The sequence below is a fragment of the Thauera aminoaromatica genome (genome assembly GCF_000021765.1).
Classification (GTDB): Bacteria; Pseudomonadota; Gammaproteobacteria; order Burkholderiales; family Rhodocyclaceae; genus Thauera; species Thauera aminoaromatica.
In genome coordinates, this window is the sequence record NC_011662.2 from 4,164,910 (window position 1) to 4,190,976 (window position 26,067).

Here is a 26,067-nt window from a genome sequence, read left to right on the forward strand (position 1 = left end):
CGGCCGATGAACTTCATGACAGACAAACCTGCAATCTCACTCGTCTTGCCCACCTACAACGTTTCAAGATACATCGACCGATGTCTCCAGTCTTGTATCGACCAGTCCTGCACGAACATCGAGATACTCGTAGTGGACGACTGCGGCACTGACGACTCCGTTTCACGTGCAATGAAGTGGGCGGCGCTGGACCCTCGCATACGCATCATTTCAAACGCAAGAAATTTGGGAACGTACCATGCGCGAAGAGTAGGCACCGAAAACTCACGTGCGGATTATGTCCTTTACATTGATCCTGACGATACCTTGCATCGCGACGCCTGCCTTTCGATCATTCACGCGACGGAGCAGACGAAACCGGACATCGTCCTTTTCGAATTCGCGACGATTCCGACTCCTCCATGGCATCAAACACCGTCAGTGGTTCCTCACCCGCGTCTTCGGCGCCGCCATGTCCTCGATGCTGTCATGCAGACACCGCACCTTCCTTTCGGCACACCGGGAAAGGCATACTCGAAAAAAGTCCTAGCTGCTGCGTTTTCAGCCTTGTGCATTTCGACCGAAGAGCGCCTGACATTTGCCGAAGATGCGCTGCTTTTCTTCGCCGCGCTTTCCGTCTCCAGCACTTTCACCGTCATCGATAAAAGACTGTATTTTTATCATCGCAATACCTCCTCGATCACACAACAAGTTGACAGCAACTCTACATTAAAAAATATAAAACAAGTCGAAACGATCATAGAGCACATGAAACGCGTTTCACAACTAGCACAGATCGGGCTCGGGCGAGACCGGCAGACGTCGCTTTACGAGTATTTCCGCTCCAGACTTTCATGCGAGAAGCACCTGCTCAGCCGAAACCTCATTGACGAGAATGGCAATAGCCTTTACTTTTCCAGCGTTATGCATGCGCTGAAAGAACAAGGCCACGCGAAGGAGCTCTTTCGCATCCTGATTTTTTTCTTCACCTTTGGATTAAAAAGACCTTGAGAGACCTCGGCTTCCGCCTTCGTCAGTTTTGTTCGAGGAGCACAGAGCCTTATCTGTCGTCACTTCAACTCCAGCAAGGTTCGGATAGCAAATGCGGTTCCAACGAGCACTTCTTGCGCCGGTCGAACGCAGAAAAGGATCAACGCGGATCGCACAAACTCACAGCAGGCCTCCTGCACGCGATCGCGACCGACACACCCGCGCACAATCGCCGTCACGCTTCAAACACCAACTCTGGTTTGCCCTTGTCACACCGCCATCTTGCCCTGAACAATCAAGCGCTGCAAAGCCTTGACCGTTGGATCGTTCTTACATCGTGCATTGGCATTCGGCGGCTCAATTTACCTAGCTACAGATTTCGATCGAATCACAGTCGCCTAACCACAGCTAGCGAATGTTCGACCACCAAAAGCAGAATCAAAGTATTCGCGGACTTCGTAGGGAAAGAGCGTCAAGAATGCTGCTGATCGCGAGAACAGGGGCTTCTGGTACCTGAGCGGGCAGCGTGATCCAAGGGTTACTCCGGCCCCAAAGCGCACGCACCAGCGGCGTCTTAACATCTCACCACGTTTCTAAAAAAATTCAGATATTCGACAACTACACCACCCCGAAAACCAATCCACCACATACCTTCCACGAAATCCAACCTGCCCCCAGGGCCTCCGCACTCGCCTAGCATATCGCCCGGATCCCCAGCATGCGCTCCCGCACCCCGTCATCCCACGCCGCCCCCTTGCGCTTGAGCCGAAGGCTGCTCTTGCGCGTGTCGGTCTTGTCGGCGCGGATGATCGTGAGCGCGATCTTGCGCAGCAGCGACAGGTTCTGCGGCGCGTTGTCCTTGGCCACCGTGCTGGCGTCCTCGCTGAAGCTGACATCGAGGATCCAATGAAGCCGGTTCTCCACACCCCAATGCGCACGTACCGCTGCGGCCAGTTGCTCGGCGCTCAGTGCGCGCGAACTGATGTAGTAACGCCGCTCGAGATCGGATTGCTTGTCGCCGACCACCCGCATCGAGTCGATGCGCCCGATCGTCACGCACTTGGGCCAGTCGGCCGGATCGACGATGCCCTTGGCCGAGAGCACCGAGGCGATCTGCCCGACGGTGCGGCCGTGGCCGCGCTCGACCCGCGAACTGCGGTCGACCGACTCGACGCCGTGCTGATCGATGAAGGCGGTCTCGATCGCTTCGAGCAGCTTGGGCTGGTTGCCCTTGACCATCAGCAGGTAGTCGCCCTTCTTCGCAACGATCTGTTTGGCAATGCTTTTCTGGCAGCCCATGGCGTCGATCGTGACCAGCAGCCCCTTGATCGAGAGCGCCTCCAGCAACTCCGGAATCGCGGTGATCTCGTTGCTCTTGGCGGCGACCTTCTCCTGGCCGAGCACCAGTCCCAACTCGGTGGCGAAGGCGCTGACCATGTGGATCGCGCTCTCGCCGCCGCTGCCCGAGCCGCGCACGGTCTTGCCGTCAATTGCGATCGTGCCGGCGAGGCCCGCATCGTCGCTGAGCGCACCGACCACGCCGCCCACCCAGCGCCGGAACATGTTCTCGAACTGCTTCGGATCGAGCGCACGCAGGATCCGAAGGAAGGTCTCCTCGGACGGGATGCCGTTCTTGAGCACGAGGAAGCGACGCAGCCACGCCTGCTTGGTGCGTGCCCAGAAAGTGATGTCCTCGACCGTGTCGCAGTCCGAGAGCACGGCGGCGATCAGGATCACCAGGATCTCCCGGAAGTCGTGCAAGGTGCCGTTGCTCGGCTTGCGCGGATCATCGATTTCGTCCAGACAACTCATCAGGGAACCCCTTTGCGCCGCACTCACGCTCTTCGCCCAAAAGACGAGAGTAGACGTGATTTTCGAAGGGTTCACAAGATGAATGCATAAGGCGTTGAATGTGAACGACTATTTTCAGGTGGATATGCGGTCAGGGAAAATGCATTCCGAGTGCGGAGGCCCTGAACCTGCCCCCTCGTACGTAACCAGGTAGAAGCCCACGAGGGCTCGCCTGCCACAGATCATGCTGACCCAGGATGCTCATCTATTAATCACTATGGATTAGATTTACCAGAAAAAATGATAAGCATCCAATCCGCCCTCACTTTTCTCTTCACGCTTAAATTTGCGCTGGACTTCCTTTCACCATTCAGGGATCTCAATTTCGTCATCTTCAATACATTTGTCTTGCTGCTTTTCATCTCACAGAAATATATACTGCAATCGATCCATAAAAGACACGCATTGTTATTGGGCGCGTATCTTTTCTTCTGCTTTATCTGGCTCTCGAGCAGCGGAAATGTCGAGCACTTCTTCAAGTTCGCAAGCCTGGCAATCATCTTCTTTGTAGTCCGGGCAAGCGCAATGCATTTAGATTGCAACGCAATACCACTTCTATCACAACGAATATTTTTAATATTCATTGCATTAGCGTCTGCGAACTTCTTGATCTCAACCGAGCTTGCGGATCCTGCCAACAGGGAATTCTTCAACTTTGAGCATGCGAACTTACTTGGCAGCTACCTCTTGACATCGCTTCCATTCTTATACATCTCCCTCCTGCAAGAACGCGCCCTCACATTGCGAAAGACGATAATATCATTGCTCACTTTACTGAGCACCTCTACCGGAGCCTTCATCTGCTCCCTGCTCGCTTTTGTGAACATAAAGAAGCTTTCTCTGCGATTTATCGTTCTGAACGTAATTTTTTCATTAATAGCCGCAGTAACCTCCTATTTCTATTTACGCCATTTCTCACCTGAAATGTTCGCGAAGATCTTCGGGCCACTACACCTTCTGCTGGGTGGTGGAGGGTCTGACCTCGTTCACGCAGCTAGGCAGAAGCTACCGATTCAGGTTCTTGGAGATGAATACCAAGGATCTATGCTCTGGAGACTATATGCCTACATTGTATTTATAGACTTTATTATTGAGCAACCATATTGGTCGCTATTCTTCGGGAACGGTTTTTTGGGCTTCTTGGAGATCTGGGACGGAATTGCGCCGCATAACGATTTTCTATTGATCCTGATTGACTTTGGGCTACTAGCATTTCTTGCGCTATTATATTTTCTCGTCAGATCGTTTTCCTGGTGCCTACGACGTGACATATTCATGACGCCACTGATCCTAATAATGACACTCAGGCTTCTTACCGAGAACAACATTTACTCGTATTACATACTCAGTAACTTCTTGATAATCTCGATAGTTTTCTTTCAGGCGAAAGAAAAACTCAACAAAGACCATGAGAGCACTAATCATAACTAACATGTATCCGGATCGCAATCCGGATACACCTTATGCAGGCATATTCGTAAAGGAACAGCACGAATCCCTGATTCGCAATGGAGTAAAGTGCGATCTTTTCGTAATCGAAGGCTTCAGATCGAAAATAGAATATGCTTCAACCGCGATAAATCTTTTGATTAAGAGTCAATTCGGCGGCTACGACATCATTCATATACACTATGGCCTGAGCGGACTATTCACCCTTCTCGCTCCTTTCCGCTCGATTTGGAAAAGAACCATCCTCACACTACATGGGGGAGACATACTCGAGGATCAGGGAAAGACGGTTCAAGTATTGATCACCAAGCAGGTTATCAAGCGCATCGGAAAGGTGATCACGCTTAACGCGACGATGAACAGGATCGTCGCCCAAGCCCAGGCGAACTACGAAACACTGCCTTGCGGCGTGGATACGGATTTTTTTTCCCCTCAGGCCGCCGCATCCAAGCGGAACTTGATTCTGTTCCCCGGAAGAAAGGACCGCACGGTAAAGAACTTTTCTTTTTTTCAGGCCGTCATGAATGCGTACGCAGAAAGGCATGGTGAGATGCAGATCGTCCCACTGGACGGCTTTACTCGAGAAGAAGTACGTCACCTTATGTCGGAATCGAGCGCTTTGCTGATGACGTCCATTAGCGAGGGCTCACCCCAATCGATCAAAGAAGCTATGAGCTGTGACCTGCCCGTCGTGAGTTCCGACGTTGGCGACGTTCGCTCCATCGTCGGAAGCACTCCCGGAACAAGGATCTTCCAACTGTCCGACCGCCCCGACTACGTGGCAGATCTGCTTCACGAGGCGATTCTAGAGGGCAGTCAACGCCCAGGAGCCCGAAGAGAGCGAATATTGCGTCTTGGTCTCGATAACGAGCAGATCACGAAGAGATTAATGCAGATCTACGCAGAGCAAATTCATGGCCTCTAAACTGTCACTAGCCCTATATTACTTGATAGTCTTCCATCTCCCGAATACGAAATACATCAAATTCTTCAACAAGATTCGCGTATGGTATGCATCGAAGATATTGCAAGTGATGGAATATCATCACCAGTCAATTCTGGAAGATCGAGTTTACTTGTCTGATTGCAAGAACGTGAAAATTGGCAGACACTGCCACATCAACGAAGGAGTTTTCATACAAGGCGCATCGATAGGCAACCATGTGATGATTGCACCTAACGTCGCAATTCTGAACGAATCGCACACGTACTCCGACCCAACCATACCGATGATTTTCCAGCCGACCACCGAAAAACGAAATCCACAAATTTCGGACGACGTATGGATTGGCAGAAACGTCATCATCCTCCCTGGGGTGATCATAGGAAGAGGCAGCATTGTTGGCGCAGGCGCTGTAGTGACTAAAGACGTTCCATCGGGAGCCATAGTTGGAGGCGTACCGGCGAAGATAATCAAGATGAGAGATCTTTCCACCTCGACGCAGCAACAGGCCCTCTGACGAACATCACCGGGCTCTACTCGCTGGAACTCCGGAGAGGAACTTTTTTTCAATTTCCGCTTCTTTCGGGCAGAAGCGCGTTGCAGACCAATCCTTCAAGCCAAGCATAATTAATGAAGAACATTTTTCAGGATTTAGCCGAAAACCCCAACCTTACGACGTTGAGCCTTGAGGAAACAGCGGATTTCTTATTGAGCACACCAGCCGAATCGCCACCTGTTGTCCGCGAGGACTTGAACGCATTCAAGATCTGCTTACGGGAGGTCAACGAAGACGTCCGACGGGCAATCGAGAACGCAGAGCTTATAAACATGGACGGGATGTCCATGGTCTTCGCCTACGAGATTCTTTATGGAAAGAAATTTCCACGGGTCACTGGATGCGACCTCTTTATTTTCCTTTTATCCAAGCTTGAGAAAAATAACAAAACGGCCTACTTCCTCGGAGCAACTCAAGAAACGCTCGACGCCCTCGTAAAGGTCGTATCACTCAGGTACAACAAAACCATCATAGCCGGCGCACGCAATGGATACTTCAAGAGATCCGAATGGGAAGACATCATTGATTCCGTGAACCGCAGCGGAGCGGACTTTTTGTTTGTCGGAACGCCTTCACCACAGAAAGAAGAATTTCTTAACTTCGCAAAATCGAAGCTGATGAATGGGATGGTTCTGATGGGAGTGGGAGGATCTTTCGACGTTGTAGCGGGAAAGGTTCAACGCGCACCTTTTTGGATGCAGCGATGGAGCCTGGAGTGGCTGTATCGAATCCTCCAGGAGCCACGGCGGATGTGGAAAAGATATCTTGTAACCAACACTAGATTTCTTCTATTCTTACTCGTGGCAAAATATCTATTGCTGTGCAGGCGCAGAAAGGCTCCACGTGCTTGACCATGGTTGTGCGCACGCGCTGCGACGTTGCCCGGCCTGGCGGCCCACGCGGGGACGAAGGGCAAGACACGCGCACGCGTTTTCTTCAGCTATACCGAGGTGGAAGGAACGTGCAGGAACATAACGTTTGAGAATGTCATGGACTTGATTTTAGGAGCGTGACCTTCTCGCGTTGACAGCATTTGCCTTCATTGAAAACTGCTCCTGATTCTGTTCCTTTATACCCATGCCTCAATCACTCAACTACACTCCGACGTTCGCTGAACGCTACCCAGTGGCATTGGCTGCTGCACTCGCTGACGCCGGCACGGCCATTCTCGCAGCATACGCCGCCTTCTTATTGCGGTTTGGCAGTTTCGATGTCGACCAGCGTTATTTTTTGGGTGCGATTACGTGGGCTGCGCTCGTGGTGGGCGCGTTGTTTGTAATGGGAGCATATGGCTCTTGGCGGGGGCAGTCTTTCGCTCGGCAGGTTACACGTGTTGTTGGTGGATGGCTGCTTGCAGCAGCAATGCTAGCGATGCTTGGCTTTTTGCTTAAACCTGAATCCGTGTTGTCTTCAGCGCGTACCCGCTCCGCGAGCCCCAGCGCATGATTTTTCTGCTGCCTGACTCCCAATCTCAGCTCACCGCAGCCCCGAGCACCGTCCTTTCACGGCCCGGAGGCCCGGCGAGCCGGGCTTACGGGGGGTGCGCTACGTCATTTTCCTGCTCCCACGCGGCCGTCGCCCTTTCGCCGCAGCGAAATGGCCTCGATTCGGAGAATTTGGCCGTCGGATTTGCATCACGGCGAAGCCACCGCGCACAGTCGCGCCTGCACCGTGGTGAACACCTTCACATGCGCGGCGACGCCGCGTCCGAAGTCCAGCACCAGGCGGCGGGCGTGTTCGACGAACTTCGCCGCACGGTACATCACCTCCTGCAGCACTGTCTTGATGCGTCGGCGCTTGGCCGGGTGACGGATCGGCGAGAGCTCGCCGGTCAGCCCGAGTTGGCCGATCAGGCGCAGGCAGTTGTAGGCGAACGCGGCCAGATGCATGACCGCGTCGTTGGTGTCGAACTTGCCCGAGGGCAGGCGCTCGAGGTCCAGGTCGGTCTTGATCTCGGAGTGGAACTGCTCGTGCGTGCCGTGGTGCTTGTAGAGCTCGATCACGTCAGCCATCGCCACTTCGAGGCTGGTCCACCAGCCTTCGATCTCGATCTCGGGGGTCAGCAGGTGCTGGCCCTTCTTGTCGATCGTGCGCTCGGTCACCCGCACCACCAGACGCAGCGTGCGCTTGGCCTTCTTCCAGGCACGGTCGATCTTCAGGTCCAGCAGCCCCACCCGCTTGCCCGCGCGCACTTCCTCGAAGACGCCGGCGGCCTCGGCCCGGTCCACCCAGGCGGTCTTGTCCTGACGGCGCGGATTCCACTTGGTGAGGTAGTCGAACGAACGCCCCAGCGCTGCCCAGCGATCGCGCTCGTCGGCCAGCGCGAACAGCAGCCGGGCGCTGTCGAAGCCGCTGTCGGCCCGCCACAGCAGCTTCGCATCGGCCGCACACACCCGGCGCAGGCGCGGGAACGCGCGCTCGAAGAAATACTCGGTCTCCAGCGCCGAGTGGTGCGACCCCGCGCGCAGCTCCAGGCCGAGGTTCCAGCCCTCGTTGCCCAGGTACAGCGCGATCGGCGTGTAGCCATCGACGCCCTGGTAAGTGCGGCTGACCGCCTCCTTCTTGGTGTCGGAGTTGTCCATCACGAAGGTGTCCAGATCGGCGCAGACGTAGCCCTTGTGCGCCGTGATCGGCGCCTCGGTGCGCTCGAGCAGGCGCAGGCTCAGCTCGTCGGTCAGCTCGCGCAGCTCGGCCGCGCGGGCATCGAGCCGTTGGCGCATCCACACGCTGCCGGGCACCTTGGCGAGCCCGAGCGCTTCCTTGAAGAAGCGGTCGCCGCGAAACGGCTCGATCGCCTCGAAGTCGCTTTTGCCCAGGCTCAGCAGCCCCACCACCGACTTGACCAGGTCCGAGCTCCGCATACCCTGCGACACCGGCAGCCTCGGGTCGATCACCGCCTCGACCTGTGCCGCCTGGCAGCACTGCCCGATCAACGCCAGGCCCGAGTAGGACGTCAGATTGAGCTTGGCGGATTGCTTGACTTCGAAGCGCGGCATGGTCGGTTGGGTGAAAGGCTCGGATGCGTAATTATACAATTACATCAATGCGTTAGGCTGGATTTCCGGCTAAGCGAACACGGATTCAGGTTAAAGCTTCGGAGAGCTATTCACGGCTGTGGTTCAGCTACACGATGGTCATCAGCGCAGGGGTGGGGGTCGGATTGCGTCTGCTGGTGTTCATGTTTCTTCGTCGAGCTCGTAGGTCGGGGAAGAACCTGAAGCGGGTGGTTGTCGTCCGGTCCATCGCTGGGCAGGAGGCAAGACTGCCCTCGCAACTGGCACTGCGCGAACAAGGCTACGAGTTGAGTGGCACGATCTCCTGTAGCGACGGCCCGGACTGGCTGGAAGGGCTCTGCGACGAGGTCAACGCTAGTGGCGCGCACGAAGTGTGGCTAATGCTTCCTTTGAGTCAAGGCATGCGGGTTCAGTCAGCCATTTACGCGCTACGACACCATGTGGTGTCCATCCGCTTCATGCCGCAATTCGATGATCTCCCCCTACTCAACCACCAAGTGAGCCGCGTAGCAGGTTTCTATTCGATCGATCTGAGCGTGACACCGATGGACGGTATCGCGCGTATCGTCAAGCGCACTGAGGATTTGGTGATCGGCAGCCTGATTCTTTTGATTATCTTCCCTGTATGCGTGATGATCGCACTCGCGATCAAGCTGACCTCACCAGGCCCGGTGCTTTTCAAGCAATACCGCACCGGTATCAACGGGCAGCACTTCAAAGTATACAAGTTCCGCTCGATGGTCCTGCATCAGGAGGGCGACGGCCAAGTGACCCAGGCACGCAAGGGCGATGCACGCGTTACCCCGATTGGCGCGTTCTTGCGCCGCACCAGCCTGGACGAACTACCGCAGTTTTTTAACGTACTGCAGGGGCGGATGTCGATCGTTGGCCCGCGCCCCCATGCGCTAGCACACAACGAGTATTACAAGGACTTGGTCGAATCCTACATGCAGCGCCACAAGGTCAAGCCGGGGATCACGGGCTGGGCGCAAGTGAATGGCCTGCGGGGTGAAACCGATACGCTCGAGAAGATGCAGGCACGGGTGGAACACGACCTGTGGTACATCGACAACTGGTCGCTCTGGCTCGACCTGAAGATCATCTTCCTGACGGTGTTCAAGGGCTTCGTGAACCCGAACGCGTATTGAGCCGGGTCACCCGGCCGTTGCCTGTCCGTACAGATCGGCCAGCATGCACGCGAAGGCGACAACCGAGGCCCCGCTGAGAACCAGGACGGCAGCCGCGGCGCAGTCCTTGGCGACCTGGACGAAGCGCGCGTGCTCGGGATGGAGGCCGTCGAGAGCGGCTTCGAGCGCGGTGTTGATGAGCTCGGCAGCCAGCACGAGGGCGATCATCACGACGACGATGGCGGACCATAGCCAGCCGGGGCGCAGCACCGCGAGCGCGAAGAGCGCGGCGAGCGCCGCGAGGCATTGGCTGCGGAAGCTGGCTTCCAGCCGCCAGGCGTCGCGCACGCCAGCCCAGGCGAAGCGAACGCGGCGGGAGAAGGGAAGGCCCTTGCCGGGAGGTCGCATCTCTTCACTCCAGCGACGAGACGAGAGTCAGACGGTGTTGTAGGAGCGACGCGAGTCGCGATCTCAGCGGCTGTGATCGCGGCTTGCGTCGCTCCTACAGGGGCGTCGAGCCATGGCGCCTATTGCAGGAGCGACGCGAGTCGCGATCCGGGCGACTGTAGTCGCGACTTGCGTCGCTCCTACGGGGGCGTCGAAGCGTGGTGCGCGGGGCGGGCTCGTATCAAGACTTTCTCACGCCCGCCAGGACATATATTTCTTGAACAACTGCATGCGCTCCGCGCTTTCGGGGTCTTCGGCGGCACGCTGGGCGGCTTCCTTCATGAAGGCGATCAGCACGGCGACGAAGCCGGCGGCGAGCACGGCGAGGATCACGATCAGGGCGCGCTTGGGCTTGGACTTGCGCTCGGGCGGGATGGCGGTGTCCAGCACCTGGATCAGCGCGCTGTCCTTGGCCTCCTCGATCTTGGCGAGCTCGAACTGCTGCGCCAGCATCTGGTACAGCGTCTCGTAGTACTTCACGTTGCGCAGCAACTGCAGGTTGGTCGCGGCGGCGCTCGATTCGCCACCGACCTGGGTGTCGCGCAGCGCGCTCGCGCCCTCGATGCGTGCGAGCTCGGTCTGCAGCGCAAGCAGCTCCTGCTGCGCAGCCTTGAGGCGGGGGTTTTCCTCGGCGGCGAAGGCGCGCATGGCGCCGATCTCGACCTCCTTCACCGAGATCTGCCCGCGCAGCCGCGCCGTCACCTCGATCATCGCCTGGCCCTGGGCGTCGATGCTCGCCAGGCCACCCCGCTCCATCGCCGAGCGCGCCTCGATCTCGGCCGCCACGAGGCGGTCACGCGCGTCGACCATCTGGCGTTCGAAGAAGAGGCGCTTCTGCGAGGCCTCGGTCACCGCCAGCACCTCGGTGAGCCTGTTCAGCTCTTCCACGTAGGCGTTGGCCATCTTCGCGGCGAGCTCGGGGTCCTTGTCATCGACCGAGATGGTGATGATGCCGTCCTTGCCGGCGGTGAAGCTGGATACATTCTCCAGCGACTTGCGCGCGTCCTCCGCAAACTCATCCTCGTAATAGTTCACCAGGTCGAAGCGCGCGATCATCGCATCGGCCACGGTGCGGCTCTTCAGCATGCCGACGTAGAGGTCGCTCGGGTTCTTGATCCCGGCCGCTGCGCCGGCAATGCCGGCGAGCCCGCCGAGCTGGCCGAGCAGCGCCGAGGCGGTCGACTGCGATTGCTGCGGCGGCAGGATGGCCGTGGTCGCGGTGAAGATCGGCGTCATCAGAAGCGTCGCGCCCACCGTCAAGGCCCCCACCAGCACCGGCAGGCCGAGGATCAGCTTCTTGAACTTGGCGAGCACGATCGCGAGATCGAGCAGAGAGATCTCGTCGTCGTCCTCCACCACCACCATTTGGCCCTGCGGGCTCTCGATCGCCGCCTTCTGCATCGTGCTTTCGTTCATGGTCATCGCTCAGTCGTTCTCGATCGAGCGCACCGCGGCCACACCGAGGCCGAGGTTGGCGAAGATCTGCGTCCAGTCCTTGGCAATGCGCGCGAAGGCCGTCCAGCCCGACTCGCGATCGATCAGCTCCGGAATCACGATGATGTCGCCCGGCAGCACCGTCGTCCCCATCACGCTGCTGAACCAACTGCCCGTTTCGGCCACCACCGTGCCGTCGGCGCGCAGCACGAAGGCCGCGCTGCGGTCGCCCTCGCGGCTCATGCCGGCCTGCTCCAGGTAGTCGGAAACGGTGCGGCTGGGCCGCCACAGCAGGGCAGACTCGGTATTGACCGCACCGAACACCTGCACGAAATCGGGCCGATTCGGGATCACCAGGCGATCGCCGTTCTCCAGCCGGAAGCCGGGGATCTGCGCGAAGCTCGGCTCGTCCGCCGGCAGGCCGAGCGACATCCGGCCCGAGGACTTCAGCGTGCGCATGCGGGCGAGGAAACGCCCACGCGCCTCGCGCTCGGCGCGCAGCTGCGCCTGCGCCTGGGCCACGGCCTGGGCGTCCCCGATGATGTTGGCGGAAACCCGCGCCGACTCGGCAACTGCCTGCTGCTCCAGGCGCTGCACCAGCTTGTCGAGGTTGGCCTGCTGCGACCTGCGCACCGACTCGCGGTAGAACTCGGCGCCGAACAGGTAGGCGTCCGCGGTCGGCCCGCCCGCCTTCTCGATGATGTTCACCAGGGTCTCGCCCGGCTCGGCCACATACACCCCGGGGCGGTTCACCTCGCCCTCCACCCGCATCACCACGCGGCGGCGGCTCACCGGCACGCGCACGTCGCCCGCGGTGAAGATCGAGATCGTGTCGCCCGCCTGCAGGCGCAGGTTGTCCGGGCCGTTGGGGTCCGCGAACAGCCCGTTGAGGCTGAACGGGATCAGCTTGAGCGCCATCTGCGGGCGCTCGAGCCGCTCGACCACCGCGTAATCCATGTTGATGTCGACGAAGAGGTTGCCGACATCGCCGACGAAGCTGCCGCGATCGAGCAGGCTGCGGTTCTGGTTGTCCACCACGTAGCGGTTGATCAGGGTGGCCTTGTCCGGAATCAGGTCCGAGATCCGCATGCCGGCGCGGTAGGGCAGGCGCACCGGTGCGCTCACCCCACCGCGCAGCGTCACCGCATTGGCGAACTCGGCCAGGATGGGCTGCACCGCGACCAGGTCGCCGGATTTCAGCACGAAGTCGGGCTGCCCCGGCTGCAGCGACACCTCGAACACCGAGCGCGGCTGGTCCGCGCTCGGGTCCAGGCGCTCGACGAAGGCCAGGCGCGGGTCGGCCACGACGGGCAGCCCGCCCGACACCGTCAGCACGCTGCGCAGCGTGTCCGTACGGTCCTTGAGCTCGTAGATCGCCGGCGCCTTCACCTGCCCGGTCAGCGCCACGTAGCCGTGCGCCGGGGGGATCACGATCACGTCGCCATCGACCAGGCGGATGTCGGCCGAGGTGTCGCCGTTGGCGAGGAAGCGGTACAGGTCGATCTCGGTGATCACCTGGTTGTCGCGCTTGACCTGCACGCGGCGCAGCGAACCATTGGCCCCCGGGCCGCCACTCTGGAACAGCGCGCCGATCAGGGTCGAATTGCCCGACACCGTGTAGGTGCCCGGACGCCGCGCCTGGCCCACCACGAACACGGTGATGCCGCGCACCCGGTCCAGGCTCACGCTGACGCTCACGTCGCGGTAGATGCGGCCCACCTGATTCTCGATCACCTGCACCGCGTTGGCGATCCGCACCCCGGCCAGGCTCACCGGGCCGATGGTCGGCAGCGTGATCATGCCGCTGCGGTCGATCTGCGCCCGGGTCTGCGACTCGAAGGCGCCCCAGATCCGCACCAGCACCTGGTCGCCCGGGCCGAGCACGTAGTCGTCGGCGACCGGCGCGGTGGGGCTGTTGAACACTCGCGAGCCCGCGAAGAAGCCCGAACCGTACAGCGGCAGCACCTGCCCGGTGCTGCGCGCCACGAATTGCTGGAAGTCGTTGAGCACCCGCGCGGCGCGCACCGTGCCGCCCACGCGGTCGTTGCCGTCGGCGTCGACCGTCACCGCCTGGTCGAGCGCGGCATCCTGGGAGGGGCTCAGGCCTTCACCGCCGATCACGGTCGGAGCAGCCTGGGTCTCGAATCCGTCCGCGGCACCGGCAGATGCCGCAGCACCGCTGGCGGCACCGACGGCCGCACCCGGCGCGCCACCGGACAAGGTAGGGGCCCCCATGCCCACCCCGCCGCTCCCCACGGCAGCCGGAGCACCGCCCGCCGCCGCGAAGCCCGCTGCAGCGGGGGCGTTCTGCGCCATCGTCACGGACGAGCAAGCCAGTGCCAAGCCCAGGATCAGCGCCTTCGCAGCGCTCCGCAGGCGGTTGCAATGTTCGGTGGTATTCATTTTCTGACAACATAAGGACGCTTGAGGGCGTGGATTGTAGCTGGAAAAAGTCGGCTGACTGGCTGCGCTCGGTCACGGCTTGGCGGGGCAGCCGGAATCGGGCGGCCTAGATTGTCGTATTCTTCTCCTTCAAGGACTTGTTCATGTTTCAACCACGGTCGGCACAAGCTAGAATAGTTGCGTCCGAAACAAACTTTTCCAGCGCTCGGCCAGCCGGTCGCGCTTTCCTCGACAGGAGTTTCCATGAAAAAAACCGCTCTGATCGCCGCGATCCTTGCCTTCTCCACCGCGCCCGTGCTGGCGCAAACCGCCCCGCGCCCCGGCACGGGCGCTCCTGCGCAGGCAGCCCCTGCGCCGGCCCAAGCGGGTGCGACCGGTGCGCAAGCCGGTGCTGCGGGTAGCGGAGCGGGCGCCGCCGGTGCCAGCGCGGCTGCGGTGGGTGGTTTGACCGCAGGCACGGTGGCCGCCGTTGCAGTCGGCGTGGCGGCCGTGGCCGCGGCGGCGAGCAGCGACAGCAGCTCGGGCACCACCGGCACCACCGGCACCACGCGCTAAGCCGTCGCGTCAGGCTGGTGGGTCGATAGTCCGACGGGAATTCGCGCAGATCGCGACTCGCGTCGCTCCTACGGCGAGACTGCTGCGGCAATGCCTTTGCAGAAGCGGCGGAAGCCGCGAACGGCTGCGCTCGACGACCACCCGACTCGAAGCACAAGCCCCCCGGGGGTCACCCTTTGGGGGCTTTTCGTTTGATGAACGCCGTACCTTCTGTTCCGATGTCGCGCGCTTTACCAGAGCGACTGGCCGTGCTGGCGATTCTCGCCTGCGCGGCCTGCAGCACCGACTCGACCAACATCTCGCGCACCTTCGAGCTCGCCTACCGCGGCGGCTCCTTGGCGGACCGGGCTGCGCCGAATCCGGCCTATCGCTACCTGCGCACGGTGGTCGACGGTCGCAGCGCGCTGCTCGTGCTGGGCTACACCGATCCCGATCCAGCGACGCCCGACGCGCCTCCGATCGAGGTCTGGTATAGCGCGGAGGGCGAGGTCGTGCGCCTGCAGCAGGGGCGCGTCGTCGGCACCAGCGGGCTCAGCACCGACTGGCGCAGCACCCGCGCACCAGACGCCCCCACCTGGGGCAGCCTGGTCGCGAGCGCAGCTCAGGACCGAGCTGCCGGCCAAGTGCTCGCCACCTGGCAACGCACCCGCGACGAATCCGCCTACCGCTCGGGGGTCATCGACCGCATCAGCGTGCATGCCATCGCCGCCCCGCGCGGCACCGAGCTCGCCGGCCTCGCCCCCGAAAGCCTGCAATGGTTCGAAGAGCGCGCCGAACCGATCGTCCCGCCCGCCGGCACGCCGGGCGCCGTCCGCCTCACCGCGCGCTACGCCCTGCGCGTCGACAGCGGCGCGATCGAGGTCGTCTACACCGAACACTGCCTCGGCCCGGAGCTCTGCCTCTCGCTGCAGCGCTGGCCGGCACGGTGACTCGATGACGCGCCCGCTTCCCGCCGCGACCACGCTCGCACGCCCCGTCCGGCCATCACGTCTGTGCCTCGCCGTGGCGCAGGTCTGCATCGTGCTGGGGATGCCGACCGCGGCCGGCAACGCCCAGGCCGGCGGCGGCGCGACCACGTCCGTGGCGTCCGCACAAACGGCCATCCGCGCGGGCGAACGCCTCAGCGACTGGCTGCTGCGCAACCCGCCCGGCGCTGGCGACGACCCCGCTGCACTCGCCTGGCAAGTGCCAAGCGCCCGCCAGGCCCAGGCGGAGCTCAAGCAGGCCTTGCTCGCCCAGCTGTGGTCTGCACGTGACCTGCAGGCCGACGAGACCACCCGCCAGCGCCTCGCCGACTGGCTGCGCAGCCTGCCCGTCACCGGCCGCGTGCCGCTGGCGATCGTCGACGCACGCTGGCTGCAGGCCAATCCGGACCAGGATCCGATCCTCGCCCCCGGCCACGCGCTCGTGCTGCCACAGCGCCCCGGAACCGTCACCGTGCTCGCCGACGACGGCCGCCCCTGTGCTGTCGTGCACCGGCCCGGCACCCAGGCCCGCGGCTACCTGCAGGCCTGCATCGGCGGAGCGGCCAGCGAGGCCGACATGGCCTGGATCGTGCAACCAGATGGTCGCGTGCAGCGGTTCGGAATCGCCACATGGAACGCCGAACCGCAGTCGGAACCGGCTCCCGGCGCCTGGATCTGGGCGCCGCGCCGTAGCGCCGCCTGGCCCGAGGATTTCTCCGACCGCCTCGCCACCTTCCTGGCGACGCAGTCCCCCACGCCGATCGCGGCTCGCGCCGCTCCTACACAAACCGGCACGCCGATCGCGGCTCGCGCCGCTCCTACACAAACCGGCACGCCGACCACCGCCCCCGTAGGAGCGACGCAAGTCGCGATCCCGCCGTCGGATCCCGCACCCGCCGCCGGCCAACACGACGAGCGCCCGATCGCGGCTCGCGCCGCTCCTACACAAACCGGCACGCCTCCTAGCGCCCCCGTAGGAGCGACGCAAGTCGCGATCCCGCCCTCGGATCCCGTCGTGGCCCGGCCAGGGGTACACACCGCCAACGACTGGGGCTTCATCGGCCTGCTGCAAACCCCCACCGCGCGCATGTCGCCGGCGGGCGAGCTGCGCTTCCACCTCAGCCGCGTCGAGCCCTACACCCGCGGCAGCGTGGTGGCGCAGCCCTTCGACTGGCTGGAGGCCGGCTTCCGCTATACCTCGGTCAGCAACCGCCTCTACGGCCCGCAAGACCTGTCCGGCAACCAGAGCTACAAAGACAAGAGCATCGACTTCAAGCTGCGCCTGGCGCAGGAAACCGCCCACACCCCCGCGCTCGCCATCGGCATGACCGACATCGGCGGCACCGGCCTGTTCTCGGGCGAATACCTCGTCGCCAGCAAGCGCAGCGGCGATTTCGACTGGTCGCTCGGCCTCGGCTGGGGCTACGTCGGCAACGCCGGGAGGGTGAAGAACCCCTTCACCTGGTTCGACGACAGCTTCGCCGAGCGCGAGGAGGGTGCCGGAGGCGGCTCTGGCGGCGAGTTCAGCGCGAGCAACTACTTCAAGGGCCGAACCTCGTTCTTCGGCGGCGTCCAGTACGCCCCCTCCGACGACTGGGTCCTCAAGCTCGAATACGACGGCAACGACTACCAGAACGAGCCCCAGGGCAACAACCAGAAGCACGACAGCCCCTTCAACGTTGGCGTCGTCTACCGCTACGCCTCCGGTCTCGATCTCACCGCCGGCCTCGAACGCGGCAACACGCTGATGCTGGGCCTCACCCTGCACGGCAGCCTGGCCGACCTCACCGTACCCAAGCTGCTCGACCCCAGCTACCCCAGGCCGCTCTCCACCTACCCCGCCGGTCCCACCGACTGGGCGCGCATGAGCGCCGAGTTCACCGAGCAGACGCGCTGGCCGGTACGCGAGGTGCGCCGCCAGGGCACCGACCTGCAGCTCGTCGTCGAAGAGCCCTACACCATCTACCTGCGCGACCGCATCGACCGCGCCGTCGCCGTGCTCCACCGCCACGCCCCCGCCGACGTCCGTCGCTTCGTGTTCAGCTTCCACGAACGCGGCCTGCCGCTCACCGACTGGGTCGTGCTGCGCGACGAATGGGTGGCCCGGCAGACCCGCTATCGCGCCCATGCCGAGCAGTTCGAGGCCGTGGTCGCCGCCGAGCACTGGCCCGCGCACAGCCAGGAAAAGCTCTGGGTCGGCCCCGCCGAACGCTTCAGCACCGGGCTCGAGCCCAGCTACAGCCAGAGTCTGGGCGGCCCGGACGGCTTCATCCTGTTCCAGCTCGGCATCACCGCGCCCACCGAGCTGCGCCTCGCCGACGACACCTGGCTGTCCGGCCGCGCCAACCTGGGCCTCGTCGACAACTACGACAAGTTCGAGTACGACGGCCCCAGCAACCTGCCGCGCGTGCGCACCGACATCCGCAAGTACGTCACCGAGTCGGATCTCACCCTGCCCACGCTGCAGCTCAACCACGTGCGCGCGCTCGGCACCAACCAGTACGCCAGCCTCTACGGCGGCTACCTCGAGCCGATGTTCGCCGGCATCGGCGGCGAATGGCTCTACCGCCCGTGGAACAGCCACTTCGCCTTCGGCCTCGACCTCAACCACGTGCGCCAGCGCGAGTTCGACCAGCACTTCGGCCTGCGCGACTACGACGTCACCACCGGCCACGCCACCCTGTACTGGCACACCGGCTGGCAGAACACCCTGGTCAAGCTCAGCGCCGGTCAGTACCTCGCTGGCGATCGCGGCGTCACCGTGGACATCGCGCGCCAGTTCGACAACGGTGTCAAGATGGGCGTCTTCGCCACCAAGACGGACGTATCGGCCGAGGAGTTCGGCGAGGGCAGCTTCGACAAGGGCATCTACCTCAGCATCCCCTTCGACGCCATGCTGCCCTTCTCCAGTGCACGCACGGCCGACATCATCTGGCGCCCGCTCACCCGCGACGGCGGCGCCATGCTGTCGCGCACGCTCAGCCTCTTCGACCTCACCCGCCTGCGCGACCGCCGTGTCGGCCGCTACGCCCCCGCGGGCTCGCAGGCCTGGCTGGCGCTGGGCGACGACCGCGAGGACGGCCGCTCGATCTGGGGCGAGCTCGGCCACACCGGCGGCTGGCTCGCCGACAAGATCTTCTCGCCCGAGGCCGTCCGCCCCCTGCTGCTCGGCGCCGGGCTCACCGGCCTCTCGGCCACGCTCGACCGCCCCCTCGCCGACTGGGCCGACGAGCACCAGAGCGGCAGCTGGGACACGCTCGGCGAGGCCGCCAGCCTCATCCCCTTCGGCCTCGCCGCGGGCGCCGGCGCGCTATGGATGGGCTTGGCCGATGACGCGGCTTCCGACACTGCCCGCACCAGCCTGCTCGCCGCCGGCTGGACGCTCGGCGCCCAGCTCGCCACCAAGTACGCGGTCAACCGCGCCCGCCCCGAAGCCGGCCTCGGCCCACACGAATTCCGCGGCCCCGGCAACGGCGGTTCGGATTCCAGCTTTCCCTCGATTCACATGGGCGTAGCATTCGCACTCGCCACCCCGTTTGCACAAAAGTATGATGCGCCGTGGCTGTATGGCCTCGCCGCCGCCACCGGCTTCGGTCGCATCCAGGAACGCCAGCATTTCTTCTCGGACGTGGTCGCCGGCAGCCTGATGGGCTATGGCATCGCGTCACTGCTGGTGGACGAACAGCGCAGCCGCGACGGGCCGGTGATCACCCTCGGGACCGATCGCAGCCTGCAGGCGCACTGGAAGTTCTAAGCCGAGCCCAACCGTTTTCTGTGAACACGATGCTGACCCAGCTCCCCGTCCTCACCAAAACCGCAGTGCTCGCCGTCGTGCCGCTGCTGCTGACCCTGGCCGTGATCCAGGTGCTGATCAAGCCTGCCCGGCGCATCGGCCTGGTAGACCGCCCCGGCGGCCGCAAGGAGCACGACGGCGAAATCCCGCTCATCGGCGGCCTCGGCATGGCAATCGCGCTCATCCTCAGCGTACAGCTCGCCGAACCCCAGACCCTGATCGACCTCAACGTCCTCGGCGGCATCGCCCTGCTGGTCGTGGTCGGCGTACTCGACGACTTCCTCGACATCCGCGCCAAGACCAAGCTCCTCGTCCAGGCCATCGCAGCCATGCTCATCGTGCTGCCGAGCGGCGTCTACATCACGCATGTGGGCGATATCCTGGGAATCGGGAACATCAGCCTCGGCCCCCTGGCCCTGCCCTTCACCGTATTCGCGGTCGTCGGCCTCATCAACGCGGTCAACATGGCCGACGGCGCCGACGGCCTCGCGGCCGGCCTCACCTCGACCACCGTCGTCTGGTTCATCGCCTGCGCCCTCGTCGTCGGCAACCAGTCGATGGCCCTCGACCTCGTCATCCTGCTCGCCGTCACGGTCGGCTTTCTCTGCTACAACATGCGCACCCCACTGCGCCACAAGGCGGCCGTGTTCATGGGCGACGCCGGAAGCATGATGCTGGGTGCGCTGCTGGCATGGTTCGCGATCCAGCTCCCGCACAACAGCACCGCCGTACCGCCACCTCCGCCCTTCGCGATCCTGTGGATGCTGGGGTTGCCAGTGCTGGACACCGTGGTGCTGATGATCCGCCGCATGCTGCAGGGACGCAGCCCGTTCAGCGCCGGGCGGGATCACATGCATCACATCTGGATGCATGCGGGTTTTAGCCCGGGCGAGACGACGTTGCTGTTGATGCTGCTCAACGCTCTGATCGGTCTGGTCGGTTTTGCAGGCTGGCGTTCGGGTGTGCCGGAATGGGCTCTGGCACTTGGTTACGTTGGGCTGTTCGCGATACAGGCATCGATCACCCAGCATGCCTGGGTCGTCTCGAAGTGGCTCAAACGGCATCACTGCGCACGAGCCCAGCAATAACTCAGGGCCACACGGTGCATACCCAAGCCAGCATCAACCCGACGACCTGCGCCCGCAGCCTAAAATCTCCGAATTACTCTCTGTAGGAGCGACGCAAGTCGCAATCCAGCGCACAGAACTACGCTCCCTCCTGCACCAAGCGAACCCCATGACCCCCTACCAACAACTACTGCAAGACCTACCTCGCGCACCAAAGACCTGGCTCATCACCGGGGCCGCCGGCTTCATCGGCTCGAACCTTTTGGAAACCTTGCTTACCCTCGACCAGACGGTCGTCGGCCTCGATAACTTCGCCACCGGCCACCAACGCAACCTCGACGAGGTTCGCAGCGTGGTCACCCGCGAACAATGGGCGCGCTTTGCTTTCCTCAAGGGCGACATCCGCGAATTGGAAGACTGCCGTCGCGCCTGCAATGGTGTCGACTACGTTCTCCACCAGGCAGCTCTCGGTTCGGTGCCACGCAGCCTCGCCGACCCGATCACCAGTAACGCCACCAACATCGACGGCTTTCTCAACATGCTGGTGGCCGCGCGCGACGAAGGCGTGAAGAGTTTCGTGTACGCGGCCAGCAGCTCGACCTACGGTGACCACCCCGGCCTGCCCAAGGTGGAAGACACCATCGGCAAGCCACTGTCGCCCTATGCGGTCACAAAGTACGTCAACGAACTCTACGCCGACGTTTTCGCCCGCAGCTACGGATTCACCACGATCGGCCTGCGCTACTTCAACGTCTTCGGCCGCCGTCAGGACCCTGATGGCGCTTACGCTGCAGTCATTCCCAAATGGACCGCTGCACTGCTCAAGGGTGACACTGTTTATATCAATGGTGACGGCGAAACCAGCCGCGACTTCTGCTACGTGGCCAACGCGGTTCAGGCCAACATACTGGCAGCCACCACAAGCAACCCCGAGGCCAGGAATCAGGTTTACAACGTGGCTGTCGGTGACCGCACCACACTCAACACCCTATTCCTAATGCTGCGCAATAACCTCCTGACACACGACGTATCACCGAACGTACGACCTACCTACCGTGAGTTTCGCGCGGGCGACGTGCGCCACAGCCAGGCGGCGACGGAAAAGGCGCAGAGCCTTTTGGGTTACGCGCCGTCGCACACCCTGGAACAAGGCATCGCGGAAGCGGTAGATTGGTATTTACGGCGTCTCAAGGCATCGAAAGCCCCCCAATCCTGCGTTGCATCACCGGATGCGAGCTCCTAACCAACAAAACGCCAACCCGTTGGTCACTTCTCAGCCCTTTTTATTCGTTTAACAAGATCGCATCGGAAAACGACCGAAAACCCTTATGAGTGTGTCTCGCCACACCGCTTACAACCTCATGGGCACAGCCGCTCCCATTCTGGTTGCACTCGTTTCGATCCCGATCTACATCAACTTGATTGGAGAGCAACGATATGGAATGCTTTCAATCGCCTGGATTCTGCTGGGCTACTTCGGTGTATTCGACCTCGGCATTGGTCGCGCAGCCGCTCAAAGAATCGCCTCATTGGACAAGACACAGGCTACTAGGGGGCAGGCGTTCTGGACCGCGCTGACCCTAAATAGTGTTCTTGGTGCTCTGGGTGGACTGGCTATTTGGCCTGCTGCGCACTATTTTTTCGCTCATCAGTTCCAGATCGAGAATGACCTTAAACCTGAAGTACTTCAAGCTCTTCCATGGCTTGTGCTTGCGCTACCCCTATCAACCATCACTGGCGTTCTATCGGGGGCACTACAAGGGGTAGAGCGTTTTCTTCAGCTCAACGCCATCAATGCTACAGGCTCAATCCTATTTCAAACGTTGCCGCTGTTGGCTGCTTGGTTATGGACACCTGATCTCGGCATCCTTATGCCAGTAGCGATCGGATCTCGCTTACTTGGAGTGATTTTTCTCTTTTTTTCCTGTTTGCGACATGTAACATCCAATCTTACACCCTCGTTTAATACACACGAAGCGCGGGAACTCCTGAAGTTCGGTGGATGGATCACAGTCTCTTCGCTTGTCAGCCCCGTCATGGTGATGGCAGACCGTTTCATAATCGGCGCGATCATAGGAGCAAAGGCAGTGACCCAATACACGGTTCCATTCCAGCTCGCGGAGCGCTCCACAATTTTTCCTAGCGCTCTGTCATCCAGTCTTTTCCCACGGTTTGCGAAGGACTCGGATCATGACGGCAAACAAATAGCTGTGATCTCAGTGCGTCTGCTGCTCGTGCTCATGACGCCCGTAATGGTGGCAGCCATTCTCTTGGCAGACCCCTTTCTTAGGATCTGGATTTCGTCCGAATTTTCGGAACAATCCGCGCTGACTCTACAAATACTGTTGATAGGGTTCTGGATCAACGGCGTGGCCCGTATCCCGCACGCCCGATTGCAGGCAACCGGGCATCCCAACGTGGTCGCAATCTGTCACCTCATGGAGCTAATCCCGTATCTGGTCGTTCTTTTCCTCGGCCTGAACGTAGGCGGTGTTGCGGGCGCCGCAGCCGCGTTCACCTTGCGTGTATTCGCTGACCACATCCTGCTATCCGCCCAAGCCGGCACTCTGCGCTCGACAATCTTTCTGACTTGGTGCGGGCTGGTCTTCCTCGGTGCGGCGTTGCTACTGAGTCAGCAGAGTCTCTCAACTCCGATCATGGTCTCTGCAGGCTTGGTACTGTTCGCGCTGACCATTTTCTGGTCCATTATGCAAGCCCCCGGGGCGCTCAAGAAATGGATAAAAAATCTGTATAAGCGCGCTTGACTCGCTGCTCCGAAAGGTAAAAATCATGAAATTTGTATTCATTGCCGTCAACTACAATGGGGCTGCGCACACAGAGAACTACCTGCAAAGTCTACAAGAGATGACACTACCCGACGGGGATACACTGGAAGCCATCATCGTCGACAATAACTCGCCTGATTCAGATCTAGAAAAGGTTCGCAGTTCAGTCGCGCAGCGTCCTTTTGCCCGGCTGATCGCTCAAGATCACAACCCAGGATATTTCCGTGGACTCAACGCTGGCATCGACACCTGCCCTAAGACCGAAGGCACGTTGCTCGTCGTCGGGAACAACGATCTTAAGTTCGCAATGGACTTTATCATCCGCCTCAAAGAGATTCCGTACGAGAAAGACGTCTTAGTGATCGCCCCCAACATCACCACCCTTGACGGCCGCAGGCAAAATCCTCACGTGGTGAAGAACGTCCCCTATTCCGAACTGGTGATGACGCGAATCTACTTCACCAATTACTATATTGGTCAGGCAGGTCGACTTATAAATAGGACCATTCGCTCATTGCTTCGCAGAGTGCGCCCGGCGCCAAAAAACGTAAGACCGAAACCAGAGCCGGGTCGAATGAAGATCAAGCGCGGCATTGGGGCCTGCTATGTTTTGACCCCCTACTTCTTCCACCACTATCAGCGACTGGATGGCCGCGTATTCCTATGGGGTGAAGAAGCCTTGCTGTCCCATCAAGTGGAGAGCGCGGGCGGTTGCACGCTTTATGATCCGTCTATAAAAATTCTGCACCATGAAAGCGCCAGCGTTAAATCAATTGAATCAAGGAAACGATACGAAATTGTTAAAGCATCATACAAGATATATCGAGACTACCTATAGTTCAGCTCAAAATCCTCGCTGACTCTTCGTAAAATTACGACACCCTGCACCCTATTGCAGCTTGCAAAAATAAAACAACGTAGCGGCATCAAGCCTGCCCCTCTCGACTAGACACATCACTGCTAGAAGATCACTTTGGTAGCCCGTATGGTCGAGCGGGGGTAAACGCTAGAGCCTCAGCGTCTCAGCCGCATAAACCACCCATGAATTTGATTAATATTTAGATGCAGGGCGGTATCGCTTGAAAACTCCTCTTGAAAGGAACCAGCAAACTTTGGTTCCTTCGGTGGTCTTCGTGATTCGGATTCAGCCACAGATTTAGCAAATCTTACGAAATTAGCGAACGGCATCATAATGGTATCGAGTACAAGAGCCCTATGGCGAAGGCGCTCAAGAGAGGCTTCATCGCACGCGGAGGTCTAACCATCGACGCCATCTGCACCGAATAGCATTGCAAGAGCCAAGTCGGTTACAAGTGATCGATCACCGCCGACAAGAAGTACACGACTGTTAAGTCACTTACATTAAATTTTTAACACTAAAACGCCATGTGGTACCGCGTGCCGACATTGTCCAGGATCTCACCCACATCATTTTCCAGCGTCTGGGCGTTGCGGTGCCTGGGCGCCATCCAAGTGTGCTTGACCAGATGCCAGAGCTTCTCGATGCGGTTCAATTCCGGACTGTACGGCGGGAGAAAGTACAGCGTCACACCTTGGCGGCGCAGCACTTCCATTAGCGGCGCAATCGCGCGCGACTTGTGGACCGAGGCGTTATCGAGAATGACCGTCAGGGGCTTGGTGACCTGCTCCTTGAGCAGCCCGACAAAACTCGCGAACAGCGGCGCCTTGAAGGCACACCATAACTTGGCACTGAAGACCTTTCCGCTCGACAGCAGTGCAGCAACGACATTGAGTCGCTTGCCACGTATCGCCTCGATGCAGTGCTGTTCGCCGACGGGCGTCCATGCGCTGCGGTTCGGGTGGATCTGTGCGAATCCGGCTTCGTCCAGGTACGCCACTTCGATCTCGTCTGCCTGGGCGCGCGCCCTCAACTCGGCGATCTCCTGTTTTGCGCGTTCAAATGCCACCTCATCTCGTTTTTTTTAAGGCTGTGTCGAGTGCGCTTCCAGACAAAGCCGTTTGCCTTGAGCAGCGCCGTCAAGGTGTTCGGATGCACCGGTGTGCCGCCCGCCTCTTCATGGCGCGTTTTGAGCGCAGTCAGCGTCAGCGGCTCGTCTCGCGCCCACTGCAGCAGGCGCTCGGCCTCCTGCTTGGACACTTTGGCAGGTGCGCCACTACGGGGCAAATCCGCCAGACCGTTCAGCCCCGCCGCAATCCAACTCTTGCGCGTGCTGCTCACGGTCCGCATGCTCAATTCCTGCAACGCGGCAACCTGCGCGCAGGTCTTGCCTTGAGCAAGCAGCAACACACTCCGGGCACGTTCGCGAACACGCCAGTTGGGGTTCTTTTTCTCGGCCTGCATCAAGGTTTCCTTGTCCGCAGCACTCAGGACCAGCATCACGCGCAGGGGCACTTCACCACTCACCAAGTCAGGAGGATCTGGTAGCGTACCGCGAACCGGACCTGACGTCACTGGTGATAAAAACTTTAGGATAATGACTTACGACCAGCACGCGCGACAGACAGCGTTTTGGCAACGTCGTCGATGCGAGCAACACGCCCCGTAACGTCTATGCCGACTGGGGCTACCAGTCCGCGGGGCGTGAAGCCTGAATGAAGGTGAGCGGCTTTCGAAACCAAGTCCAGGGGAAGGGCAGCAAACTGCGGACGGAATACCAACAATGATTTACTAAAATTTCGAAAAGTAGTGTCAACTTAGCCTTAGATCGTGAGTCGTTGAAATACAA

At 60.7% G+C, this 26,067-nt stretch carries 21 protein-coding genes; 14 read left to right on the top strand and 7 right to left on the bottom strand.

Features of this window, described 5'->3' with window-relative positions; all coding sequences use genetic code 11:
* Positions 1-6: 6 nt before the first annotated feature.
* Complete coding sequence (locus TMZ1T_RS20695; RefSeq protein ID WP_012586132.1) at positions 7-990, top strand: glycosyltransferase family 2 protein; 984 nt, start codon at positions 7-9, stop codon at positions 988-990.
* 672 nt (positions 991-1,662) lie between these two features.
* Here the strand turns inward: TMZ1T_RS20695 and TMZ1T_RS18330 are convergent.
* Positions 1,663-2,781 carry an ISAs1-like element ISTha1 family transposase gene (locus TMZ1T_RS18330; protein ID WP_012586133.1) on the bottom strand — a complete coding sequence of 373 codons (1,119 nt, stop codon included), beginning with the start codon at positions 2,779-2,781 and terminating at the stop codon, positions 1,663-1,665.
* 279 nt (positions 2,782-3,060) lie between these two features.
* On the opposite strand from TMZ1T_RS18330, the gene TMZ1T_RS18335 reads away from it, so the two are divergent.
* The 5 genes from TMZ1T_RS18335 (at position 3,061) to TMZ1T_RS21680 (ending at position 7,214) form a co-directional block, all read left to right on the top strand.
* The gene (locus tag TMZ1T_RS18335; RefSeq protein ID WP_012586134.1) at positions 3,061-4,251 is read left to right on the top strand and encodes a hypothetical protein; all 1,191 of its coding nucleotides are present in this window, start codon (positions 3,061-3,063) and stop codon (positions 4,249-4,251) included.
* Position 4,252: 1 nt separating this feature from the next.
* On the top strand, positions 4,253-5,194 hold the full coding sequence (locus TMZ1T_RS18340) for a glycosyltransferase family 4 protein (protein WP_012586135.1): 942 nt from the start codon (positions 4,253-4,255) through the stop codon (positions 5,192-5,194).
* Positions 5,184-5,729: an acyltransferase gene (locus TMZ1T_RS21740; protein ID WP_012586136.1), complete on the top strand. Its 546-nt coding sequence runs from the start codon at positions 5,184-5,186 to the stop codon at positions 5,727-5,729. Before TMZ1T_RS18340 ends, TMZ1T_RS21740 begins: the two co-directional genes overlap by 11 nt.
* A gap of 113 nt (positions 5,730-5,842) precedes the next feature.
* Positions 5,843-6,619, top strand: coding sequence for a WecB/TagA/CpsF family glycosyltransferase (locus tag TMZ1T_RS20705; protein ID WP_012586137.1), 777 nt, complete (start codon positions 5,843-5,845; stop codon positions 6,617-6,619).
* Between the two features lie 427 nt (positions 6,620-7,046).
* Positions 7,047-7,214: a hypothetical protein gene (locus TMZ1T_RS21680; RefSeq protein WP_261789201.1), complete on the top strand. Its 168-nt coding sequence runs from the start codon at positions 7,047-7,049 to the stop codon at positions 7,212-7,214.
* 188 nt (positions 7,215-7,402) lie between these two features.
* On the opposite strand, the gene TMZ1T_RS18345 is transcribed toward TMZ1T_RS21680, so the two are convergent.
* Positions 7,403-8,764: an IS1380 family transposase gene (locus TMZ1T_RS18345; protein WP_004357889.1), complete on the bottom strand. Its 1,362-nt coding sequence runs from the start codon at positions 8,762-8,764 to the stop codon at positions 7,403-7,405.
* Between the two features lie 83 nt (positions 8,765-8,847).
* Here TMZ1T_RS18345 and TMZ1T_RS18350 point away from each other — a divergent pair, with 83 nt between their 5' ends.
* Positions 8,848-9,930, top strand: a complete 1,083-nt coding sequence (locus TMZ1T_RS18350) for an undecaprenyl-phosphate glucose phosphotransferase (protein ID WP_261789202.1) — start codon at positions 8,848-8,850, stop codon at positions 9,928-9,930.
* A 6-nt stretch (positions 9,931-9,936) separates the two neighbouring features.
* On the opposite strand, the gene TMZ1T_RS18355 is transcribed toward TMZ1T_RS18350, so the two are convergent.
* The 3 genes from TMZ1T_RS18355 to TMZ1T_RS18365 all read right to left on the bottom strand — a co-directional run bounded on the left by TMZ1T_RS18355 (position 9,937) and on the right by TMZ1T_RS18365 (position 14,193).
* Complete coding sequence (locus tag TMZ1T_RS18355; RefSeq protein ID WP_012586138.1) at positions 9,937-10,317, bottom strand: diacylglycerol kinase; 381 nt, start codon at positions 10,315-10,317, stop codon at positions 9,937-9,939.
* A gap of 231 nt (positions 10,318-10,548) precedes the next feature.
* Positions 10,549-11,778: a GumC family protein gene (locus TMZ1T_RS18360; RefSeq protein WP_041589703.1), complete on the bottom strand. Its 1,230-nt coding sequence runs from the start codon at positions 11,776-11,778 to the stop codon at positions 10,549-10,551.
* Positions 11,779-11,781: 3 nt separating this feature from the next.
* Entirely contained in the window at positions 11,782-14,193 is a 2,412-nt protein-coding gene (locus TMZ1T_RS18365; protein WP_012586140.1) for an SLBB domain-containing protein, read from the bottom strand.
* Between the two features lie 243 nt (positions 14,194-14,436).
* On the opposite strand from TMZ1T_RS18365, the gene TMZ1T_RS18370 reads away from it, so the two are divergent.
* The 7 genes from TMZ1T_RS18370 (at position 14,437) to TMZ1T_RS20715 (ending at position 24,197) form a co-directional block, all read left to right on the top strand.
* Positions 14,437-14,748 carry a hypothetical protein gene (locus tag TMZ1T_RS18370; protein ID WP_004300731.1) on the top strand — a complete coding sequence of 104 codons (312 nt, stop codon included), beginning with the start codon at positions 14,437-14,439 and terminating at the stop codon, positions 14,746-14,748.
* Between the two features lie 248 nt (positions 14,749-14,996).
* Complete coding sequence (locus TMZ1T_RS18375; protein WP_144312181.1) at positions 14,997-15,677, top strand: YjbF family lipoprotein; 681 nt, start codon at positions 14,997-14,999, stop codon at positions 15,675-15,677.
* Between the two features lie 4 nt (positions 15,678-15,681).
* Positions 15,682-19,467 (top strand): YjbH domain-containing protein, encoded by a 3,786-nt coding sequence (locus tag TMZ1T_RS18380; RefSeq protein ID WP_012586142.1) that lies wholly within the window; start codon positions 15,682-15,684, stop codon positions 19,465-19,467.
* A 29-nt stretch (positions 19,468-19,496) separates the two neighbouring features.
* Entirely contained in the window at positions 19,497-20,594 is a 1,098-nt protein-coding gene (locus TMZ1T_RS18385) for an MraY family glycosyltransferase (RefSeq protein WP_012586143.1), read from the top strand.
* Between the two features lie 148 nt (positions 20,595-20,742).
* Entirely contained in the window at positions 20,743-21,816 is a 1,074-nt protein-coding gene (locus TMZ1T_RS18390; RefSeq protein WP_012586144.1) for an NAD-dependent epimerase/dehydratase family protein, read from the top strand.
* 85 nt (positions 21,817-21,901) lie between these two features.
* Complete coding sequence (locus tag TMZ1T_RS20710; RefSeq protein ID WP_012586145.1) at positions 21,902-23,338, top strand: flippase; 1,437 nt, start codon at positions 21,902-21,904, stop codon at positions 23,336-23,338.
* Positions 23,339-23,363: 25 nt separating this feature from the next.
* On the top strand, positions 23,364-24,197 hold the full coding sequence (locus TMZ1T_RS20715) for a glycosyltransferase family 2 protein (protein WP_012586146.1): 834 nt from the start codon (positions 23,364-23,366) through the stop codon (positions 24,195-24,197).
* Positions 24,198-24,735: 538 nt separating this feature from the next.
* Here the strand turns inward: TMZ1T_RS20715 and TMZ1T_RS18400 are convergent.
* Together TMZ1T_RS18400 and TMZ1T_RS18405 are read right to left on the bottom strand one after the other, a co-directional pair.
* Complete coding sequence (locus TMZ1T_RS18400) at positions 24,736-25,287, bottom strand: IS630 family transposase (RefSeq protein WP_083768711.1); 552 nt, start codon at positions 25,285-25,287, stop codon at positions 24,736-24,738.
* Positions 25,248-25,718 carry a helix-turn-helix domain-containing protein gene (locus TMZ1T_RS18405; RefSeq protein ID WP_261789203.1) on the bottom strand — a complete coding sequence of 157 codons (471 nt, stop codon included), beginning with the start codon at positions 25,716-25,718 and terminating at the stop codon, positions 25,248-25,250. The genes TMZ1T_RS18400 and TMZ1T_RS18405 overlap by 40 nt, the downstream gene beginning before the upstream one ends.
* Between the last annotated feature and the right edge of the window lie 349 nt (positions 25,719-26,067).

Bases quoted from the DNA above. Each gene is read 5' to 3' on its own strand.
- TMZ1T_RS20695 (WP_012586132.1), top strand. From the start codon at position 7: ATGAACTTCATGACAGACAAACCTGCAATCTCACTCGTCTTGCCCACC.
- TMZ1T_RS18330 (WP_012586133.1), bottom strand. From the start codon at position 2,781: ATGAGTTGTCTGGACGAAATCGATGATCCGCGCAAGCCGAGCAACGGC.
- TMZ1T_RS18335 (WP_012586134.1), top strand. From the start codon at position 3,061: ATGATAAGCATCCAATCCGCCCTCACTTTTCTCTTCACGCTTAAATTT.
- TMZ1T_RS18340 (WP_012586135.1), top strand. From the start codon at position 4,253: ATGTATCCGGATCGCAATCCGGATACACCTTATGCAGGCATATTCGTA.
- TMZ1T_RS21740 (WP_012586136.1), top strand. From the start codon at position 5,184: ATGGCCTCTAAACTGTCACTAGCCCTATATTACTTGATAGTCTTCCAT.
- TMZ1T_RS20705 (WP_012586137.1), top strand. From the start codon at position 5,843: ATGAAGAACATTTTTCAGGATTTAGCCGAAAACCCCAACCTTACGACG.
- TMZ1T_RS21680 (WP_261789201.1), top strand. From the start codon at position 7,047: ATGGGAGCATATGGCTCTTGGCGGGGGCAGTCTTTCGCTCGGCAGGTT.
- TMZ1T_RS18345 (WP_004357889.1), bottom strand. From the start codon at position 8,764: ATGCCGCGCTTCGAAGTCAAGCAATCCGCCAAGCTCAATCTGACGTCC.
- TMZ1T_RS18355 (WP_012586138.1), bottom strand. From the start codon at position 10,317: ATGCGACCTCCCGGCAAGGGCCTTCCCTTCTCCCGCCGCGTTCGCTTC.
- TMZ1T_RS18360 (WP_041589703.1), bottom strand. From the start codon at position 11,778: ATGACCATGAACGAAAGCACGATGCAGAAGGCGGCGATCGAGAGCCCG.
- TMZ1T_RS18365 (WP_012586140.1), bottom strand. From the start codon at position 14,193: ATGAATACCACCGAACATTGCAACCGCCTGCGGAGCGCTGCGAAGGCG.
- TMZ1T_RS18370 (WP_004300731.1), top strand. From the start codon at position 14,437: ATGAAAAAAACCGCTCTGATCGCCGCGATCCTTGCCTTCTCCACCGCG.
- TMZ1T_RS18380 (WP_012586142.1), top strand. From the start codon at position 15,682: ATGACGCGCCCGCTTCCCGCCGCGACCACGCTCGCACGCCCCGTCCGG.
- TMZ1T_RS18385 (WP_012586143.1), top strand. From the start codon at position 19,497: ATGCTGACCCAGCTCCCCGTCCTCACCAAAACCGCAGTGCTCGCCGTC.
- TMZ1T_RS18390 (WP_012586144.1), top strand. From the start codon at position 20,743: ATGACCCCCTACCAACAACTACTGCAAGACCTACCTCGCGCACCAAAG.
- TMZ1T_RS20710 (WP_012586145.1), top strand. From the start codon at position 21,902: ATGAGTGTGTCTCGCCACACCGCTTACAACCTCATGGGCACAGCCGCT.
- TMZ1T_RS20715 (WP_012586146.1), top strand. From the start codon at position 23,364: ATGAAATTTGTATTCATTGCCGTCAACTACAATGGGGCTGCGCACACA.
- TMZ1T_RS18405 (WP_261789203.1), bottom strand. From the start codon at position 25,718: ATGCTGGTCCTGAGTGCTGCGGACAAGGAAACCTTGATGCAGGCCGAG.